15 protein-coding genes are annotated in these 19,613 nt (G+C 65.9%); 4 read left to right on the top strand and 11 right to left on the bottom strand.

The window, feature by feature from the left end:
• Nucleotides 1–137: 137 nt before the first annotated feature.
• From E6C48_RS04045 to E6C48_RS04030, 4 genes are read right to left on the bottom strand one after another with little or no spacing between them, the layout of a single operon-like run.
• A complete protein-coding gene (locus E6C48_RS04045; RefSeq protein WP_136354296.1) occupies nt 138–1,703 on the bottom strand; it encodes a di-heme oxidoreductase family protein in 1,566 nt (521 codons plus the stop codon).
• A 12-nt stretch (nt 1,704–1,715) separates the two neighbouring features.
• Nucleotides 1,716–2,213 carry a bacterioferritin gene (gene bfr / locus E6C48_RS04040; RefSeq protein ID WP_136354294.1) on the bottom strand — a complete coding sequence of 166 codons (498 nt, stop codon included), beginning with the start codon at nt 2,211–2,213 and terminating at the stop codon, nt 1,716–1,718.
• Complete coding sequence (locus E6C48_RS04035) at nt 2,179–2,490, bottom strand: (2Fe-2S)-binding protein (protein ID WP_136354292.1); 312 nt, start codon at nt 2,488–2,490, stop codon at nt 2,179–2,181. The genes bfr and E6C48_RS04035 overlap by 35 nt, the downstream gene beginning before the upstream one ends.
• 57 nt (nt 2,491–2,547) lie before the next feature.
• Nucleotides 2,548–3,849 carry an imelysin family protein gene (locus E6C48_RS04030; protein WP_136354984.1) on the bottom strand — a complete coding sequence of 434 codons (1,302 nt, stop codon included), beginning with the start codon at nt 3,847–3,849 and terminating at the stop codon, nt 2,548–2,550.
• Nucleotides 3,850–4,363: 514 nt separating this feature from the next.
• On the opposite strand from E6C48_RS04030, the gene E6C48_RS04025 reads away from it, so the two are divergent.
• Complete coding sequence (locus E6C48_RS04025; protein ID WP_136354290.1) at nt 4,364–5,605, top strand: NAD(P)/FAD-dependent oxidoreductase; 1,242 nt, start codon at nt 4,364–4,366, stop codon at nt 5,603–5,605.
• Between the two features lie 142 nt (nt 5,606–5,747).
• Here the strand turns inward: E6C48_RS04025 and E6C48_RS04020 are convergent, their stop codons facing one another.
• On the bottom strand, nt 5,748–7,022 hold the full coding sequence (locus E6C48_RS04020; protein WP_136354288.1) for a 4-aminobutyrate--2-oxoglutarate transaminase: 1,275 nt from the start codon (nt 7,020–7,022) through the stop codon (nt 5,748–5,750).
• A gap of 228 nt (nt 7,023–7,250) precedes the next feature.
• Between E6C48_RS04020 and E6C48_RS04015 the strand changes: the two genes are divergently transcribed.
• Genes E6C48_RS04015 through E6C48_RS04005 form a run of 3 tightly spaced genes read left to right on the top strand, consistent with a single transcriptional unit; the run spans nt 7,251 to nt 12,549 of the window.
• Nucleotides 7,251–8,384 carry an efflux RND transporter periplasmic adaptor subunit gene (locus E6C48_RS04015; RefSeq protein WP_136354286.1) on the top strand — a complete coding sequence of 378 codons (1,134 nt, stop codon included), beginning with the start codon at nt 7,251–7,253 and terminating at the stop codon, nt 8,382–8,384.
• Entirely contained in the window at nt 8,381–9,457 is a 1,077-nt protein-coding gene (locus tag E6C48_RS04010; protein ID WP_136354283.1) for an efflux RND transporter periplasmic adaptor subunit, read from the top strand. The genes E6C48_RS04015 and E6C48_RS04010 overlap by 4 nt, the downstream gene beginning before the upstream one ends.
• Nucleotides 9,454–12,549 carry an efflux RND transporter permease subunit gene (locus E6C48_RS04005; protein ID WP_136354281.1) on the top strand — a complete coding sequence of 1,032 codons (3,096 nt, stop codon included), beginning with the start codon at nt 9,454–9,456 and terminating at the stop codon, nt 12,547–12,549. The genes E6C48_RS04010 and E6C48_RS04005 overlap by 4 nt, the downstream gene beginning before the upstream one ends.
• Nucleotides 12,550–12,553: 4 nt before the next feature.
• On the opposite strand, the gene iolB is transcribed toward E6C48_RS04005, so the two are convergent.
• The 6 genes from iolB to E6C48_RS03975 form a co-directional block, all read right to left on the bottom strand.
• On the bottom strand, nt 12,554–13,366 hold the full coding sequence (gene iolB, locus E6C48_RS04000; RefSeq protein WP_136354982.1) for a 5-deoxy-glucuronate isomerase: 813 nt from the start codon (nt 13,364–13,366) through the stop codon (nt 12,554–12,556).
• 11 nt (nt 13,367–13,377) lie between these two features.
• Nucleotides 13,378–13,593: a DUF3329 domain-containing protein gene (locus E6C48_RS03995; protein WP_136354279.1), complete on the bottom strand. Its 216-nt coding sequence runs from the start codon at nt 13,591–13,593 to the stop codon at nt 13,378–13,380.
• Nucleotides 13,594–13,639: 46 nt separating this feature from the next.
• On the bottom strand, nt 13,640–14,557 hold the full coding sequence (iolE, locus tag E6C48_RS03990; RefSeq protein WP_136354277.1) for a myo-inosose-2 dehydratase: 918 nt from the start codon (nt 14,555–14,557) through the stop codon (nt 13,640–13,642).
• A gap of 36 nt (nt 14,558–14,593) precedes the next feature.
• Nucleotides 14,594–16,444 carry a 3D-(3,5/4)-trihydroxycyclohexane-1,2-dione acylhydrolase (decyclizing) gene (iolD, locus tag E6C48_RS03985; RefSeq protein ID WP_136354275.1) on the bottom strand — a complete coding sequence of 617 codons (1,851 nt, stop codon included), beginning with the start codon at nt 16,442–16,444 and terminating at the stop codon, nt 14,594–14,596.
• A gap of 153 nt (nt 16,445–16,597) precedes the next feature.
• Entirely contained in the window at nt 16,598–18,568 is a 1,971-nt protein-coding gene (locus tag E6C48_RS03980) for a bifunctional 5-dehydro-2-deoxygluconokinase/5-dehydro-2-deoxyphosphogluconate aldolase (protein ID WP_136354273.1), read from the bottom strand.
• A gap of 89 nt (nt 18,569–18,657) precedes the next feature.
• Nucleotides 18,658–19,509 (bottom strand): MurR/RpiR family transcriptional regulator, encoded by an 852-nt coding sequence (locus E6C48_RS03975; protein ID WP_136354271.1) that lies wholly within the window; start codon nt 19,507–19,509, stop codon nt 18,658–18,660.
• Between the last annotated feature and the right edge of the window lie 104 nt (nt 19,510–19,613).

Genomic DNA, 19,613 nt, shown 5'->3' with positions numbered 1-19,613 from the left:
GGGTGCCAAGCCTTGCGGCCGGCGCATCCTCTCCACCCGAAACGGGCGGAGAGGTGGCTCGGCGAAGCCGAGACGGAGAGGGGGGACTTTGCCACCTGGACAGGAAACGTCCCGCTCTTCCATCACATCTACAATCATCACAGCGACTCCAGAAACCTGATCAGCGCGGCGCGCGTGGCGGCATCGGCGGCGGCGAAGCGGTCGCGGGCCTTGGTGCCCTCGCCGCCGTGCCACAGGATAGCCTCGGTGAGATTGCGGGCGCGCCCGTCGTGCAGGAAGAAGGCATGGCCGCCGCCGACCCGCCCGGTCAGGCCTATGCCCCAGAGCGGCGGCGTGCGCCATTCGTTGCCGGTGGCATCGCCCACCGGCTGCCCGTCGGCCAGGCCTTCACCCATGTCGTGCAACAGGAAATCCGAATACGGCCAGATGAGTTGGAAGGCCTGCGCCTTGTCCGGCGTATCGCGGCGGGTAACGAATTTCGGCGTGTGGCAGGCGGCGCAGCCCATTTCGTAGAAAGCCCGCTTGCCGGCGAGAACGTCCTTGCCGCCGACGTCGCGGCGCGCCGGCACGGCGAGGTTCTGCGCATAGAAGGTGATCAGGTCCATCACCGGCACCGGCGCCTCAGTGTCGCCGAGGCGGGGTTGCACGCCATCCGCCATGGCAAGGCAGGCCGGCTCTGCCTCGGTGCAGTCGCCCCAATGGCGCGGCGCTTCCGGCGAGGAAATGCCGATGTCGGTCGCCAGCGCGTCGGCCGACTGCTGGCGGATCGAGGCGGCCTCAGCCTTCCAGCCGAAGCGACCGAGCGCCGGCTTGCCGGTCGTCTCGGCCGGCACGATGTTCGGCCGGCCGGAAATGCCGTCGCCGTCGCGGTCACCCGGATCGGCATGGGCGAGAATGTCAGCGGGATGGATCTGCTCGACGAGGCCGAGGCCGATCATCGGCGGCGTCAGGCGCGGCGACAGTGTGGTGGCCGAATCGAGCGGGCCATAGGCAAGATCGTTCACAGAATAGGCGGGGCGGCGCAACGAGACTGTCCCGCCGTCGCCCAACGTCACCGGCTCCTCCGTATAGGTCACGCTCATGCGGCCTTCACCGGCGAGACCGGGCACGGCCAGTTCCTGCAATTGCGTGCCGTAGACGGGATCGGGGAAATTCAGCGCCTCGTGCCGAGCGATCGTCGCCTGCTCCTCGGCGTTGCTCGCCGCCCGCGCCAGCCGCAGGAACATGGAGGTGGTGCCATCGGCGCCGAGCGGCGGCCGGCCGCGGCCGTCCTTGAGATGGCAGTTCTGACAGGCGCGCTCGTTGAACAGCGGCCCCAGCCCGTCGGACGCCTGCGTCGAGGACGGCGACGACACCCAGTTCTTGCGAAAGAGTGCGTTGCCCAGCTTGAAGGTGGCCTGCTGCGCGAAAGTGATGTTGGCCGAAGCTTGAGAGAAGGCGTCTGCATTGACGCGCTTCCTCGACGTGCCGGCACCGCCCTGCATCGTTTCGTAGTCTTCGGGCTTGGAGAAGTCCTTGGTCGGCGCAGTGACAGACTCAACGCGGGCAAGGTCTTCAGGCGTCAGGTCTGTGCGGGTGGCGGAAAGATCGGCCCATGCGTCGGCAAATATCGTCGCCGGCCATGCCGTCAGCAGGAGGCCGGCGATGAGGCAGCCGAACGGGAGATGGCGCGGCGCGCGCAGCAGTTCTAAGGCGCGCCGCATTTACCCATGTCCTCAGTCCTGGTTGATCTCGGCGTTGTCGGCGGATTCGGCGTTGAGCAGGCCGTATTTCTCCTCGCCGATGGAGGCGAGCAGGTCGAGCTGGGTCTCGAGGAAGTCGATATGGCCTTCTTCGTCCGCCAGCAGCTCCTCGAACAATTTCATCGACACATAGTCGCCCAGTTCGTTGCAGATCTCGCGTGAGCGCTTGTAGGCGGTGCGTGCGTCGTATTCGCCTTCGAGGTCCGATTCCAGCACTTCCTTGACGTTCTGGCCGATGCGCAACGGCGCCACCGACTGCAGGTTCGGATGGCCTTCGAGGAAGATGATGCGCGCCACCAGTCTGTCGGCGTGGTGCATTTCCTCGATGGATTCGGCCCGCTCCTTCTTTGCCAGCTTTGTGTAGCCCCAGTCCTCCAGCAGCCTGAAATGCACCCAGTACTGGTTGACGGCGCCGAGTTCGAGAAAAAGCGCCTCGTTAAGCCGCTCGATGACCTGCTTGTCGCCTTTCATGGGTTCTGCTCCCGTATTGGCCGCGCAACTCCCTCACGCGGTCGAGGTGTGAAACGATGTCGGCTCCGCCCGTGTGAACACGGGCGTGGTAGTCCTCGGTGACCCGAATGATCGTTTCCACCACATTTGGGAAACAGCCGCAACAGCGGCCGCGCTTATGCATCGCGTGGTAGACCTTGGCCGGAACGATGAGTTGCCAGGGATCCTCGTCGAGCAGCCGAACGATCGTCTGCTCGATCTCCTTCTCGGTGATGATGTTGCAATGGCAGACGAGCATGTCCCTGATCCGGATGGCTGGCGGCGCGTCCTGCACGCCGCTCGCTGTCGTTGATGGTTACTGGAAGACCTTGTCGGGCGCGTCCAGGCTGTCGGAACCCTCGAAGGCGATGGCGTCGAGCTTCAGCACCGAAACGGCTCGCTCGATCGACTTGGTCTGGTCGACCAGCGCGTCGATGGCGGCCTGCACGGTGGCGTTGCCTTCCGTGTTGCCCTCGGCGATCTGCTGGTCATAGGCCTCGCCGGAGTCGGCGCGCGCCTTGATCGCTTCCATCGCGGCGACGGTCGTCTCCAGCTTGCCCCTCAGTTCGGTGTCAAGCGCGGCGTCGGCCGCCTTGACCATGTCGGAGACGGACGGGCCGGAAACCTCGGTGCCGTCGACGCGCTTGTAGCTGGCGAGATAGGCCGAGCGGATGCCGACGGCGTCTTCCAGATGCGATATGTGGGTGTTGTCGGAGAAGCAGTCGTGCTCCTCCTCCGGGTCGTGCAGCAGGAGGCCGAGTTTCATGCGCTCGCCCGCCAGTTCACCGTAAGAGAGCGAGCCCATGCCGGTCAGGATGGTGGAAATGCCGGCATTGGCGTCGATCTCTTCCAGATGTTTGCGCGCCGCGCCGCCGTCCTTCCAGTCACCGACCATCTCCTCCAGATCGGAGACCAGCAGGTCGGTGGCGGACTTCAGGTACTGGGCACGACGGTCGCAGTTGTCGTGCGTGCAGTTGGCAAGGTCGTAGTCGGTGTAAGGCCGTTCGCCGGCGCCCGGCCCGGTGCCATGCAGGTCCTGGCCCCACAGCAGGAACTCGATGGCATGATAGCCGGTCGCCACGTTGGCCTCGATGCCGCCGGCCTCCTGTAAGGTGCCGGACAGGAATTCCGGCGTGATCTCGGAAGCGTCGACCTTCTTGCCGTCGATCTCGATCTCCTTGTTGGCGATGACGTTGGCCGTGTAGAGCGCGTTCTCGTCGGATTCGGTGCCGTAGCTGGCATCGACGTAATCGATCAGGCCCTCGTCCAGCGGCCAGGCGTTCACCTTGCCTTCCCAGTCGTCGACGACCGGGTTGCCGAAGCGGTAGACCTCGGTCTGCTGGTAGGGGATGCGCGCCGCCTTCCAGGCGTCCTTGGCAGCCTGTTGCGTCTCGGCCGACGGCTTGGCGAGGAAAGCGTCGACGGCGGTATCCAGCGCCTTGGCCGTCGCCAGCGAATCCTCGTATTTGGCGAGCGCGATGTCGGCGTAGGTCTTGACCACCGCCCTGGCATCGGTTTCGGCGCGGGCAGGCAGCACGAATGCGGTGGCCGTCAGCAACGCCGTGGCGCCCACCGCGGCAAGCCTGCCGCCATATCGCGCATTAACCTTCGTCCTCATCATCGTTCGTCTCTCTCCTCGAAAATGGCAAATGGATGCGATCCCGGCGGCGAAGCCGGCGCATCGGCAAAAGGGCTGGAAGCGGAAGGTGGCGACAGCGCAACGCAGTTCGCATCCCCAGCCGGCTGACCGGCCGCGACGCCATGGTTCGCGCGCAAGAACAACACCGAAGCCTCCAATCGAAAGGGTTCAAGGCCCAGACATCAAAGGGATGCGCCAGAAGCGCCCCTCCATAAAGTTGAGAAGAAAAGGAAAGTCAAATTAAATCGGCAGGAAAATCCAATTGAAACAAGAGTTTAGAATTATTCTAAACTAATACGGTCAGGTTTATGCGCTGCTGCCGAAGCCTGTCGCCCGGCAGCGGGACCGACGACCGGACCCACAACCCGATTGACAGCGCACCGTCGCAGGTGCGACGCCCGAGGCGTCTTGCGGCGCAGCCGGGCAATCGCCATGTGGTGCTTCGGCATAGTTTCATCGGTGCGGCAGCGCCAACGATGGGGGACGGGTTGCGATGAAGAACGGCGTAGTCATTGTCGGCGCGGGACATGGCGGGGTGCAGGCTGCGGCCAGCCTGCGCGAGGAAGGCTATGACGGCCCGCTCATCCTGCTCGGCGACGAACCCGAGGCTCTGCCCTACCACAAGCCACCGCTGTCGAAGACCTTCATCAAGGACCCGCAGGCCAAGCCGCAGCCGCTACGCGGGGAGGCGTTCTATACCGGCAGCGCCATCGACTACCGCCCCGGCACGCGGGTGGAACGCATCGACCTCGCCGGCCGCAAGCTGGAGCTCGCCGGCGGTGCAGCGCTGCCCTTCGACCGTCTGGTGCTGGCCACCGGCTCGCGGCCGCGCGCACTGCCGCTGCCGGGCACGGAACTTGCCGGCGTGCTGTCGCTGCGCACGCTCGGCGATGCACGGCTGATCCGCGACCTGATCGCAACCGCGCGGGAAGTCGTGGTGCTCGGCGGCGGCTTCATCGGGCTGGAGATCGCCGCGACGCTGACCGCGGCGGGCTGCAAGGTGACGGTGATCGAGGCAATGGGCCGCCTGCTCGGCCGCGCGGTGGCGCCGGCGGTGGCGGCGCATGTGCGCCAGCGGCTGGAGGCGTTGGGCGTGCGCATCCTCACCGGCACGACCGTCTCGAAGCTGGAGGGCGATGCCGGCGGCCATGTCGCCGCCGCCGTCACCTCGGACGGCGAGAGACTGCCAGCGCAGATGGTCATCGTCGGCGTCGGCGTGGTGCCGGCGACGGAGCTTGCCGAGGCTGCCGGCATCCAGACAGCCAACGGCGTGCGCGTCGATGCGCAGATGCGGTCTTCCGTCCCGGAGGTTCTGGCGGTGGGCGACGCGGTCAACTACCGGCACTGGTTCACCGGGCAGGACGTGCGGCTGGAATCGGTGCAGAACGCCACCGACCAGGCCAAGCTGGCAGCCCGCACCATCCTCGGCCACGAGGAACCTTACGCGGCTGTGCCGTGGTTCTGGTCGGACATCGGCGACATGAAGCTGCAGATGGTCGGCCTGACCGCCGGAGGCAACCGCGAGATCGTCGTCGGCGAACCGGCCGAGAACAGGTTCTCGGTCTACCACTATCTCGGCGACCGGCTGCTCGGCATCGAATCCGTCAATCGCCCAGCCGATCACATGATGGGCCGCAAGATGATGGGCGCCGGCTTTTCTCCGGCCCCGGACCTTATTGCCAGCGGTGGGGATTTGAAGGCGGCGCTGGCGACTTTTCAGGAGAAGGCGGAGTAGAGACGCCGGCGCTCCTCGCCCCGTTTACGGGGAGAGGATGCCGGCAGGCAGGTGAGGGGCGGCGCCAAGTCCTGAAATGTTCGCGCCGCCCCTCATCCGTCACTTCGTGACACCTTCTCCCCGCAAGCGGGGAGAAGGAAGGTCAGGCCCGCGCCTCGCGGATCGACGTTTCCAGAATGTCCAGGGCCTCGGTCATCACATTGTCCTGGATGGTAATGGGCGACAGGAAGCGGATGACGTTGCCGTAGACGCCGCAGGTGAGCAGGATCAGGCCCTTGTCCAGTGCTTTGAGGCGCACGGCATTAGCGAATTCCGCCGACGGCAGGTTTTTCTTCACGTCGTTGAACTCGACGGCGTTCATGAAGCCGGGGCCGCGGATGTCGACGATCTCGGGCACGTCGGCGCGCAGCGATTCCAGCCGCTGCTTGAGGCGGGAGCCGAGCAAGTTGGCGCGGTCCACCAGCTTTTCCTCCTCGATCACGTCGAGAACGGCGTGGGCGGCGGCGATGCCCAGCGGATTGCCGGCATAGGTGCCGCCGAGACCGCCGGGGTTGGGCGAATCCATCAGCTCGGCGCGGCCGGTGACGGCCGAGAGCGGGAAGCCGCCGGCAAGGCTTTTCGCCATGGTGGTGATGTCGGGCACAGCATCATGATGCTGCATGGCGAACATCTTGCCGGTGCGGGCGAAACCGGTCTGCACCTCGTCGGCGATGAGCAGGATGCCGTGCTGGTCGCAGATCTTGCGCAGCGCCGAGGTGAAGTCGCGCGGCGCCTCGTAGAAGCCGCCCTCGCCCTGCACCGGCTCGAGGATAATGGCCGCCACGCGCGACGGATCGACGTCGGCCTTGAACAGGCGGTCGAGCGCGGCCAGCGAATCGGCCACCGTCACACCATGCAGCGGCACCGGGAAGGGCGCATGGAAGACATCGCCCGGCATGGCGCCGAAGCCAAGCTTGTAGGGCGCCGTCTTGCCGGTCAGGGCCATGCCCATGAAGGTGCGGCCGTGGAAGCCGCCGGCGAAGGCGATGACGGCCTGCCGGCCGGTGGCGTGGCGGGCGATCTTGATGGCGTTCTCCACGGCTTCCGCGCCGGTGGTGACGAAAAGGGTCTTCTTCTCGAAATTACCCGGCAGCACGCCATTCAGCCGCTCGGCCAGATGCACGTAGTTCTCGTACGGCACGACCTGGTGGCAGGTGTGGGTGAAGCGATCGAGCTGCGCCTTCACTGCCTCGATTACCTTGGGGTGGCGGTGGCCGGTATTGACCACGGCGATGCCGCCGGCGAAATCGATGTAGCGCCGGCCCTCGACGTCCCAGATCTCCGAATTCTCCGCCTTGTCGGCATAGATCTGCGTCGTCATGCCGACGCCGCGGGCGATCGAGGCGTTCTTGCGCTGGGACAGGTCGGAATTCTTCATGGGTTCTCTCCGGGACGGTCGATGGCACACATATGCCGGCTTCCCTGCCTTTCTGGCCTCTTTCCGCCGTTTCCTCAAGCCGGCACCGTGCGCCGTCCGTTGGGCCTGCCGGTGGTCCCGCAACTCCGGTCTCCTCCACAAGACCGGTTTCAATCGCATGGAGAACGGGTATTGTTTCGGCAACGCCGCGGCAATCCTTTGCCGAAGCGCGACGGATCGGAGACCGCCATGAGGGGAAGCGTGCCATCGTCTGCCACGTCATCGCCACCCTTCCGTCGTCGTGTCCCCCGTTCCCTCGTCCTCGCGCTTGCCGGCGCGGCCGCCTTGCTCGTCGCCGGTTGCCAGAAGAAGGAAACCGCCGAAGCCAAGCTGCCGGTGGTGGTGCAGGTCGCCACGACCGAAGTGACCGACTACGCGCCGAAGACCTCTCTGACCGGTGTCATCGCGGCACGTACGTTGAACAATCTCGCCTTCCGCGTCGGCGGCCGTGTCGCCGAACGGCTGGTCGAGGTCGGCCAGCATGTCGACAAGGACACGGTGCTGGCCCTGCTCGACCCGCAGGAACAGGAATCGGACCTGCGTTCCGCACAAGCCGACCTCGATGCCGCCAATGCCAGCCTGACGCAGGCCAAGGCCGCCTTCGAGCGGCAGAAGGCGCTGCTGGCGCAGGGCTTTACCACGCGGCGTGACTACGACGCTGCCGAGCAGGCGGCGAAGGTTGCGCAGGGCAGCGTCGACGCGGCCCAAAGCGCGCTCGCCAATGCCAAGGAGAACCTGACCTTCACCGAGTTGCGCGCCGGCGCCCCTGGTGTCGTCACCGCCCGCGCCGTCGAGGCGGGCCAGGTGGTGCAGGCCGCGCAGACCGTCTTCACCGTCGCCGAGGACGGCGACCGCGACGCCGTCTTCAACGTGCAGGAAACGCTGGTGGTCAGCACCGTGCCCGATCCGGCCGTAACGATCGCACTGGTTTCCGATCCGAAGGTGACGGCGACGGGCAGGGTGCGTGAAATTTCGCCGGCCGTCGATCCGGCTTCCGGCTCCATCCGCGTCAAGGTGGCGATCCCCGAGACACCGGCCGCGCTGCCATTGGGCGCTGCCGTCGTCGGCACGGTTTCGGCCAGGGCGCAAAAGGGCATCGTCCTGCCGTGGCAGGCGCTGACCTCGCAGGACGGCAAGCCGGCGGTCTGGCTTCTCGATCCCGCCTCGAAGGCGGTGACGGTGACACCGATCGGCATCCTTGCCTACGAGTCCGGCATCATCGTCGTCGACAAGGGGCTGGAGGCGGGCCAGCAGGTGGTCACCGCCGGCGGCCAGCTGCTCAGTCCCGGGGAGGTGGTCGAGGTGGCGGAGGCCAAGCCATGACGCGGCGCGCGCTGCTGCTAACGCTCTGTGTCCTTGCGCCGCTCGCCGCCTGCTCGCAGGAAAAGGAAACGCCGCCGCCGGAAGTCGTGCGGCCGGTGCTGTCAATGGTGGTGACGCCGACGGCCAGCCGCACGCTCGGCTTCGTCGGCACGGTGGAGCCGGAATTCAGCGCCAACCTCGCCTTCCGCCTGCTCGGCCGCGTGGTGGCGCGCGACGTCGAGGTCGGCGACCTGGTGACGAAGGGCGAGACGCTGGCAGCGCTCGACCCGACCGCGCTCGACCTCGGCGTGCAGGCGGCCAAGGCGGAGCTTTCCAACGCCGAGGCGCAGTTCGCCAACGCCTCCGCCAGCGAGGAACGCCAGCGCCAGCTGCTGGAATCGAAAAACACCTCGCAGGCGGTCTACGACGCGGCCAGGCAGGCCATGCAGGCAGCGCAGGCCAATGTCGAGCGAGCGCGAGCCGCACTCGCGAAGTCGCAGGAACAGCTCGGCTATGCGCGCCTGTTCTCCGACTTCGACGGCGTGGTCACGGCGGTCGGCGCCGAGGTGGGGCAGACCGTCTCGCCCGGCCAGATGATCGTCACCGTGGCGCGCGCCGACGTACGCGAAGCGGTGGTCGACATTCCCGACCAGTTGACCGACGATCTTATCGCCGGCACGCCGTTCGAAGTGACACTGCAATCGCTGCCGACGATCAAGGCTGAGGCGAAGCTGCGCGAGATCGCGCCGCAGGCCGAAGGGGCGACGCGCACGCGCCGCGTCAAGCTTACCCTCATAGATCCGCCGGCATCCTTCCGGCTCGGCTCGACCGTCACCGCCACCCGCGTCACGGCCGCCACGCCGGCCATCGAGCTGCCGCTGTCGGCGCTGCTGGAAGCGGGCGGCAAGACCAAGGTCTGGGTCGTCGATCCGCAGGCCATGACCGTCGCCACGCATGACGTTCAGGTTTCCGGCAAGGCGAGCGGTTCCTTCACCGTAGCCGGCGGGCTGGAGCCAGGCGCGCGCGTGGTCACCGCCGGCGTGCACAGCCTCAAGGAAGGCCAGAAGGTCAGGATCGAAGGGGCCACGCCATGAAAGGCTTCAACCTCTCCGACTGGGCGCTCTCGCACCGCTCGCTGGTCTGGTATTTCATGCTGGTGTTCGTCGTCGCCGGCGTCGCCTCCTACCTGAACCTCGGCCGCGAGGAAGACCCTTCCTTCACCATCAAGACGATGATCATCCAGGCCAACTGGCCGGGCGCCTCGGTGAACGAGCAGGCCAGGCAGGTCACCGACCGCATCGAGAAGAAGCTGGAGGAACTGGACAGCCTCGACTTCACCCGCTCGCTCACCACCGCCGGGCGCACCATCGTGTTCGTCAACCTGAAGGACAGCACCAAGGCAAAGGATGTCGTGCCCACCTGGTTGCAGGTGCGCAACATGATCAACGACATCTGGTATCAGTTCCCGCAAGGCGTGCAGGGGCCGTTTTTCAACGACCGCTTCGGCGACGTCTACGGCAACATCTATGCCTTCACCTCCGACGGGCTGACCGGACGGCAGCTGCGCGACTATGTCGAGAAAGTGCGCAGCGAGGTGCTGACCGTGCCGAACGCCGGCAAGGTCGACCTGATCGGCGCGCAGGACGAGGTGATCTACCTCGAATTTTCCACCCGCCAGATCGCCGCGCTCGGCATCAACGAACAGGCGATCGTGCAGAGCCTGCAGGCGCAGAACGCCATCGCGCCGTCCGGCGTCATCGAGGCGGGGCCGGAGCGCGTCGCCGTGCGGGTGACCGGCCAGTTCACTTCCGAAGAGAGCCTGCGCGCCATCAATTTGCGCATCGACAACCGCTTCTTCCGCCTGAGCGACGTCGCCACGATACGGCGCGGCTATACCGACCCTCCGGCCGGGCTGTTCCGCTACAACGGGCAGGATGCCATAGGCCTCGCCATCGGCATGAAGCCGAACGCCAACCTGCTCGATTTCGGCAAGGCGCTGGACGCCAAGATGGACGCGGTGCTTGCCGAACTGCCGGTCGGCGTCGGCGTGCACAAGGTGGCCGACCAACCAGTGATCGTCGAGGAGGCGGTGTCAGGCTTCACCCGCGCGCTGTTCGAGGCCGTCGCCATCGTCCTCGCCGTCTCCTTCGTCAGCCTCGGCCTGCGCGCAGGCTTCGTCGTGTCGTTGTCGATCCCGCTGGTTCTGGCCATCACCTTCGTCGCGATGGAATATCTCGGCATATCGCTGCAGCGCGTTTCGCTCGGCGCGCTCATCATCGCGCTCGGCCTGCTGGTCGACGACGCCATGATCGCGGTGGAGATGATGGTCGCCCGGCTGGAGGCCGGCGACCCGCTGCGCAAGGCGGCGACCTATGTCTACACCTCCACCGCCTTCCCGATGCTGACCGGTACGCTGGTGACGGTGGCCGGCTTCATTCCCATCGGCCTCAACTCCTCCAATGCCGGCGAATACACCTATACGCTGTTCGTCGTCATCGCCGTGTCGCTCGTGGTGTCGTGGATCGTCGCGGTGCTGTTCGCGCCACTGCTCGGCATCACCTTCCTGCCGGCGACGATGAAGGCGCATCACGAAAATCCCGGCCGCTTCACCGGGGCCTTCCGGCGCGTGCTGCTCTTTTCGGTGCGGCACCGCTGGCTGGCGATCGTCGCCACAATCCTGCTGTTCCTCGTCTCGCTCGGCGGGATGACGCTGGTGCAGCAGCAGTTCTTCCCGCCCTCCGACCGGTCGGAACTGATCGTCGATTTTACATTGCCGCAGAACAGCTCCATCGCCGAGACACGCGAACAGGTCGAGCGTTTCGAAAAGATAGCGCTGGCCGGCAATGACGACATCGACCACTGGTCGTCCTATATCGGCCAGGGCGCGGTGCGCTTCGTGCTGACGCTCGACTTGCAGCCGGCCAATCCCTATTTCGGCCAGGTCGTCATCGTCACCAAGAGCATCGAGGCGCGCGAGCGGGTGAAGCCGGCGCTGGAGAAGATCCTGCGCGATGAGTTCGTCGGCACCGACACCTTCGTCAAGACGCTCGAGCTCGGCCCGCCGGTCGGGCGGCCGATCCAGTACCGCGTCGGCGGTTCCGATATTCAGAAGGTGCGCGACCTCGCCCGGCAGTTCGCCGGCATAATCGCCGCCAATCCCAAGGTCGCAGCCCCCACCTTCGACTGGAACGAGCCGGAGCGCGTTTTGAAGGTCGATGTTCTGCAGGACAAGGCGCGCCAGCTCGGCATCACCTCGCAGGACATCGCCAGCGCGCTGAACACAACCGTCGGCGGCGCGGCCATCACCCAAGTGCGCGACTCCACTTATCTCATCAATGTCGTCGTGCGCTCGCGCGAGGCAGACCGCGCCTCGCTGGATACGCTCAGGAACATGCAGATTCCGACACCGACCGGCGAGGCCATCCCGCTGGCGGCGCTGGCCAATTTCGACTACGCGCTGGAACAACCGGCGATCTGGCGGCGTGGCCGCGTGCCGACGATCACCGTGCGCGCGGGCCTTGTCGGCGACGCGCTGCCCGACACGGTGGTGAAGGAACTGAAGCCGTCGGTCGATGCCTTCGCCGCCAAGCTGCCGGAAGGCTATACGCTCGCCACCGCCGGCTCGGTCGAGGAAAGCGGCAAGAGCCAGGGGCCGATCGCCGCCGTGGTGCCGCTGATGCTGTTCATCATGGCAACCATCCTGATGATCCAGTTGCAGAGCTTCCAGCGGCTGTTCCTCGTCGTCGCCGTGGCACCGCTCGGGCTGGTCGGCGTCGTCATCGGCCTGCTACTCAGCAATTCGGCGATGGGCTTCGTCGCCATCCTCGGCATCCTCGCCCTGATCGGCATCCTGATCCGCAATTCGGTGATCCTGGTCATGCAGATCGAGGATCTAGTGCGCGACGGCATGGACCGCTGGAAAGCGGTCGTGGATGCTTCCGAGCACCGCATGCGGCCGATCGCGCTGACGGCGGCGGCGGCCTCGCTGGCGCTGATCCCGATCGCGCGCGAATCCTTCTGGGGGCCGATGGCCTATGCCATGATGGGCGGCATCCTCGCCGGCACGGCGATCACGCTGCTCTTCCTGCCATCGCTCTACATCGCCTGGTTCCGGCTGAAGGAGCCGAAGCCGGCGGACGAACAGGGATCGGACGAGGCGGCCGGAGAAACGTCGCCGGCCGGCTGATGCCTCAGGCTTTCAACAGCCATTCGTGCTCGGGCGCGTTATGGAACTTCCACGTCCGCTTCGGCCCGGCCATGACATTGAGGTAATAGAGGTCGTAGCCGTGGCAGGCGGCGCAGGGATGGTAGCCTTTCGGCACCAGCACGACGTCGCCGTCCTCGATCGCCATCGTCTCGTCCAGCTCGCGCACGCCATTGGCGTCCTCATCCGTGTAGACGCGCTGGAAGGCGAAACCCTGCGGCGGGTTGAGACGGTGATAGTAGGTCTCTTCCAGATAGGATTCGGCCGGCAGAGCGTCGCGGTCGTGCTTGTGCGGCGGATAGCTGGAGGTGTGGCCGCCCGGCGTGATGACCTCGACGACCAGCAGCGAATCCGCCGGCTCGCCCTCGGGCAGGATGTTGGTGACATAGCGCGTGTTGGTGCCCTTGCCGCGCACTTCCTGGCCCAGATCGTCGGGCGAAATCACCCGTGCGGGCAGGCCGCTGCCGAGGCCGGGCGCCGAGCAGACCGCCAGTTCCAGTTCGGTTTCGGCCGTCACCGACCAGCCGGAATCTTGCGGGATATAGAGCGACCACGGCTTACCTTCGAAGACCGACATGCGCTCGCCGAGCGAGCCAAAATCCTTGCGCCCGGCGCTGGCCCTGCCCTTGCCGGTGACGAAGACGAGGCAGACTTCGCTGGCGCCGGTTTCCGCCGACACCGTCTCGCCGGGACGCAGCCGGTGAAGGTCGAAGCCGACATAGGTCCAGCCGGCGCTTTGCGGGGTGACGTGGGCGACGCGGCCGTGGCCGTGGTTCGCCTTGACGATCAGGTTCGGCATGATGTCCTCGATCATTCCTTCGGAAGCGACGGGTCGGACGGCTGATCGCAGGGCGGCTTGTAGAGCCACAGATATTGCCAGGCGCCGTAAGCGGCGAAGGCCAACGCGATCAGGCCCCAGGTCTGCGAGCCGTTGTAGAATTCCAGCCCCGCCCACGAAAGGCAGACGACCACCAGGGCGACACGCCGCCACAGCGGCCGGAAAAACGGATGATCGGCGTCTTTCATGTGCGGCTCCCGAAAATCCCATCCCTATGCCACGCCCGGCCGTCGCTCAACCCTTCGGAAAACCTTGAGTCTCGACCGTATAGCCGGCAGCAAGCATCACCCGCATCAGTTCCTTGTAGCCGACCTCAGCCATCCTGAGCGGCGGATTCTTTTTCGGGTCCTGCTCGGCCTCGACCACGAACCAGCCCTCGTAGCCATAGTCGGCGAATTTCCGCACGATGGCGCCGAAATCGAGCGAGCCGTCGCCCGGCACGGTGAAGGCGCCGAGCGCCACGGCATCGAGGAAGGATTGCTTTTTCCAGTCCAGCGCATCGATCACCGGCTGGCGGATATCCTTCACATGGACATGGCTGATGCGTTTGTGGTGCCTGTCGATGGCGCGCAGCACATCGCCGCCGGCGAACGCGAGATGGCCGGCATCGAGCAGCAGCGGAATGCCTTCGCCCGACTGGTTCATGAAGGCGTCCAGTTCGTGCTCGAACTGCACGACGGCGGCCATATGGTGATGGTAGGCCAGCGGCATGCCCTGGCCCGCGCACCATTCGCCGAAGTCCGTCACCTTGCGGGCATAGGCTTTCATCTCGGCGTCGGAGAGCACGGCCTTTTGTGCCAGCGGCTTCGTCCGGTCGCCCTGGATCGAGCGGCCGACCTCGCCATAGACGATACAGGGCGCGCCGACCGCCTTGAACAGGGCGATCATCGGCGCGATGCGGTCCTTGTTGGCGGCTAGGTCCTCGACCGTCAGCGTGCCGGAGAACCAGCCGCCGCACAGCGTCACGTCCGCCGCCTTCAGGATCGGCAGCATGACGTCCGGATCGTCCGGGAAGCGGCGGCCCTTCTCCATGCCGGTGAAGCCGGCCGAGCGGGACTGGCGCAGACACTCCTCCAGCGACACGTCGTCGGAGAGTTCGACAAGGTCGTCGTTCCACCACGCGATGGGCGACATGCCCAGTTTTGCCTTCACGGTGATCTCCGGTTTTTGCTTGTGGCCAGTGACGGCTCAATCGCCGACATGCTGCGCCTTGCGCTTTTCATCGTACTCTTTGCGTGCGGCAACGACTTGCGGGCGCGAAGACACTTCCGGCACGGCAACATCCCACCAATGGCCGCCGGCCTCGGTCGATACCAGCGGATCGGTGTCGATGACGAGGACGGTGGTGCGTTCATTGGTCTTCGCCGCCGCCAGCGCCGTCTCCAATTCCGAGATGGACGACACTTTCTGCGCGATCGCGCCGAGGCTGGAGGCATGGGCGGGGAAGTCGATATCGGGCAATGTCTCGTGGCGCGCATCCTTCAACAGGTTGTTGAAGTTGGCGCCACCGGTCGCCATCTGTAGCCGGTTGATGCAGCCGAAGCCGCGATTGTCGAGCAGCACGACGGTGAGCTTCAGGCCGAGCATCACGGACGTGGCGATCTCGGAATTGAGCATAAGGTAGGAGCCGTCGCCGACCATGACGACGACTTCCTTGTCCGGCCGCGCCATCTTGACGCCGAGCGCGCCGGCAATTTCGTAGCCCATGGTCGAGAAGCCGTATTCGGCATGGTAGGAGCCCGGTGCGCCAGCCTGCCAGAGCTTGTGCATCTCGCCCGGCAGGCCACCGGCCGCGTGCAGGGCGATGACGCCGGACCCCATCGCCCGCTGCACGGCGCCGATCACCTGCGCATCCGACGGCAGGGCGACGTTGGTCGATGCCGTGACCTTGCCGGCCTCGGCCTGCCATTCTGCCTTGCCTTTCACGGCGTTGTCGGTCCAGCCAGCAGGCGCCTTCCAGCCGTTCAGAGCAGTAAACAGTTCAGCCAAGCCTTCCTTCGCATCCGCGACCAGTGGCAGCGCGCGGTGCTTACCGGCATCGAAAGGCTGGACGTTGAGGCCGACAAGCGTCTTGCCCTCGCCCTTGAACAGCGCCCATGAGCCGGTGGTGAAATCCTGCAACCGTGTGCCCACCGCCAGCACCACGTCCGCCTCTTCGGCCAGACGGTTGGCGGCGGATGTGCCGGTGACGCCGACGGCAGCCATGTTGAGGCGATGATCGTCCGGCAGCGAGGATTTTCCGCCTTGCGTCTCGCAGACGGGAATGCCGGTCGCTTCGACGAAATCGGCCAGCGCATCGGAAGCGCCGGAGTAAAGCACGCCGCCGCCGGCGACGATCAGCGGCTTCCTCGCCGCCCTCAGCGCCGCCGCAGCAGCGGCCAGTTCGCCTCGATCCGGACGCTGCCGGCGCGGCGTCCAGAGGCGCTCGGCGAAGAAGCTTTCGGGATAGTCACAAGCCTCGGCCTGCACGTCCTGGCATAGTGCCAGCGTCACCGGCCCGCATTCAGCCGGATCGGTCAGCACCTGCATGGCGCGGTTGAGCGCCGGCACGATCTGCTCGGGCCGGGTGATGCGGTCGAAATAGCGCGAAACGGGACGGAAGCAGTCGTTGACGGTGGCGGTGCCGTCGGAAAAGTCCTCGGCCTGCTGCAACACCGGATCGGGAATGCGGTTGGCGAAGACATCGCCGGGCAGGAGCAGGACCGGCAGCCGGTTGACATGGGCAAGGGCCGCCGCCGTCACCATATTGAGCGCGCCAGGCCCGATGGAGGTCGTGGTGGCCATGAAGCGCCGGCGGAAATTCGCCTTGGCATAGGCGATGGCCGCATGCGTCATCGCCTGCTCGTTATGGGCGCGGAAGGTGGGCAAAGCCTCGCGCTCGCCGTACAGCGCCTCGCCGATGCCGGCGACGTTGCCATGGCCGAAGATTGCCCAGACGCCGCCAAAGATCGGCAGCTTCTCACCATCGATCTCGGTCATCTGCCGGGCAAGGAAGCGCGTCAGCGCCTGCGCCATGGTGAGGCGGATGGTTTTGGTCACGAGATTCCTCCCGGTATCGGGCCGGCGGCGATACCCCCACCCCTGACCCCTCCCCGCAAGGGGGAGGGGGATTTGGGCGCGGCAGCTTCCCCTCCCCCCTGCGGGGAGGGGTTAGGGGTGGGGGTTGTTTGACGGAGAGCCATATTATTTATGTTATGCCGCCTTGCGGCCGCGCGCGGCAAGCCATGCACGGGTGAGCGCGTCGAAGCGGGCGGCCATGTCGCCAATCGCTTCCTCGTCCGATAGTGCGCCGGCGAACCATTTCTCGGCTGCGTCGATGAAAAGCGTACGGCCGACCGCAAAACCCTTGACCACCGGCACGTCCGCCGTTGCGGCGAAGGCCAATTCCAGCTCGTCCTGCGGCGCTTCCAGCCCGAGCAGCACGACGCCGCGGCACCACGGGTCGTTTCCGGTGATCGTCGCCTCGATGGCCTTCCAGGCAGCTGCCGAGCGTTGCGGCTCCAGCTTCCACCAGTCCGGCTTGATGCCGAGCGCATAGAGTTCTTCCAGCGCGCGCGGCACGGTGCGGCCGTCGACAGCTCCGTTCTTCGAGGCGATAATCTCGACGAGCAGTTCGCGTCCTACCTTGCGGGCGGCGTCGAACAAAGCGCGCAGTTTCTCCTGCTGCTCCTGCTTCAGCGCCGGCGGATCGTCGGGATGGTAGAAGCACAGGCACTTGATGCAGTGCGTCACCGGCCATTCGACAAGCTGCGAGCCGATGTCCTGCGAAAATTCGAAGCGCAGCGGTCGCGAGCCCGGCAGTTCGACCGGCCGGCCGAGCCAGGCAAAGGAATGGCGGGCAAATTCGAACAGCGCTTCGCGGCCATATCGTTCATCGATCAGCATGCCGTAGCCTGCGCGGCCCTCGGCGACCTTTGCCGCAGCCTTCACCGCCAGCACCTTGAAGGCGTCGATGCGGGAAAAGTCGGCGCCGGCCTTCTCGGCCACCGCTTCCAACTGGACGCGATGATCGATGGCGAAGGCCATCAGCGAGGGAATTTCGCGCCGGCGCGTCGTCGCCCAATGGATGTGGGCGATCGCCTCGTCCTTGCGCAGCGCATGATGCCTGCTCCCGTGATCGAGGAAGAAGGTCAGTTCCTCGAAGGTCGGGTACTCTGGCGAACACAAAAGCCGCGATACGGCAAACGCCCCGCAGGCATTGGCCCAGGTCGCCGCCGTCTCCAGGCTTTCGCCGCCCAGCCAGCCGCGCAGGAAGCCGGACATGAAGGCATCGCCTGCGCCGAGCACATTGTAGACCTCGATCGGGAACCCCTTGCCGACTATGCCGGCTTCGAGATCGTCCGGGATCGGCCCGTCATAGACAATGCAGCCCATGGCGCCGCGCTTGAGCACGATGGTGGCGGGCGTGAGCGTCCGGATCGTCTTCAGCGCCGCCAACAGGTCGCTTTCGCCGGAGGCGATCAGCACCTCCTCCTCGGTGCCGACGATCAGGTCGCACTTCGGCAGCACCGCCTTCATTTCAGCCGAGACGCGATCCGACTTGACGTAGCGGCCGAAGCCCTCAGCGTGGCCGGCAAGGCCCCACAGGTTCGGCCGATAGTCGATGTCGAAGACGACTTTGCCGCCGCTCTGCTTCATGACGCGCATGGCCTTGCGCTGCGCGGCGGCGGTATTTTCACGCGAGAAATGCGTGCCGGTGACGACGACGGCGCGCGCCGAGGCGACGAAGGCCTCGTCTACGTCGTCCGGTTCCAGCGCCATGTCGGCGCAGTCGGTACGCACGAAGATCATGGGCGAGACGCCTTCGTCCTCCACCGACAACAGAACCAGCGCCGTCAGGCGATCCGGATCGGTCTTGAGCGCCGCGACGGAGACGCCCTCGCGCACCAACTGCTCGCGGATGAAGCGGCCCATCTGTTCGTCGCCGACTCGCGTCAGCAGCGCCGATTTCAGGCCGAGCCGGGCGGTGCCGATGGCGATGTTGGCCGGGCAGCCGCCGACGGACTTGGCGAAGGAGGCGATATCCTCCAGCCGCGAGCCGATCTGCTGGCCGTAGAGATCGACGGAGGCGCGGCCGACGGCGATGACATCAAGCGGCTTGTCGGCAGCTTCTTTCACCCGCACCTCCCTGCTTCCTGGATTTTTCTTCGTGCTGCCGATCATTGCTCGGCACATTTGCTCTGATGAAATATCAATTCCATATTACAGTCAATATGGAACATACATTCCCTGCTAGGGATTGCCGGTAACTGCTATCGCTTGCCGCCGAGCAAGCGGCGCTTCTCCGCAACCGAAACCGCGATGGCCATGGCCAGCGCCATGGTGGCCGAAAGCGAGCGGAAACCGCCGAAATCGGCTTCCGCAACCTCGAACCAGACAGTGGCGACCTGCGCCAGCGGCGAAAAGGCGCTGTCGGTGATGGCGACGACCGGCACGCCCTGCCTGGCGATCGCGCGCGCCTCGTCGACGGTGGCCGATGCGTAAGGCGAGAAGGAAATGGCGATGGCGGCATCCTTCGGCGTGGCGAAGCCGATCATCTCGGCATTCAGGCCGCCGGCCGATTCGATGAGCTGGCTGCGGATCTTCAGCTTGCCCAGCGCATAGGCGAGATAGGAGGCAACCGGATAGGAGCGGCGCTTGGCGAGGATATAGACCGTGCCCGCCCCGGCCAGCAGATCGACGGCCTGCTCCAGGTGCGCCTCGTCGATGCTGCGCGCGATATCGGCCAGCGAGGTCGACGCTGCCGTCACGAAGCCGTCGAAGACGGCACGGTGGCCGGCGCCTGCGTCAGCCTTGGCGCGCAGCGTCGACAGCCGCTCGTCGTAGGAAGAGGTGCGCTCGCGCAGCCGCTCGCGGAACACCCCCTGCATGGCGGTGAACCCGTCGAAGCCGAGCTGCTGGGCGAAGCGCACGAGGGTCGACGGCTGCACGCCCGCCAAAGTCGCGATGGAGGCGGCGGTGCCGAAGGCGATATCGTCGGGATTGTCGAGCGCATAGGCGGCGACCTGGGCGATGCGTTTCGGCAGACTGTCGCGCCGCTCTAGGATCGCGGCGCGCAACGAATCGAAGTCGCGAGGGGCGTTGATCGTTTCCACGTCGCTCATCGTTTTCCTTTCCGCAACGCGCGGCCCAAAGTCAGTCTCCCTGAGGAAAATCATGCCCGGCCCGGTCAGCGCAAGAGCGCTTCGACAGCCGCCGATTCCCTTCC

Origin of the sequence: Ollibium composti (assembly GCF_004801285.1) — a bacterium.
Lineage (GTDB): Bacteria > Pseudomonadota > Alphaproteobacteria > Rhizobiales > Rhizobiaceae > Mesorhizobium > Mesorhizobium composti.
Note: the sequence above shows the minus strand (reverse complement) of the source record. Positions and strands in the feature narration are given on the sequence as shown.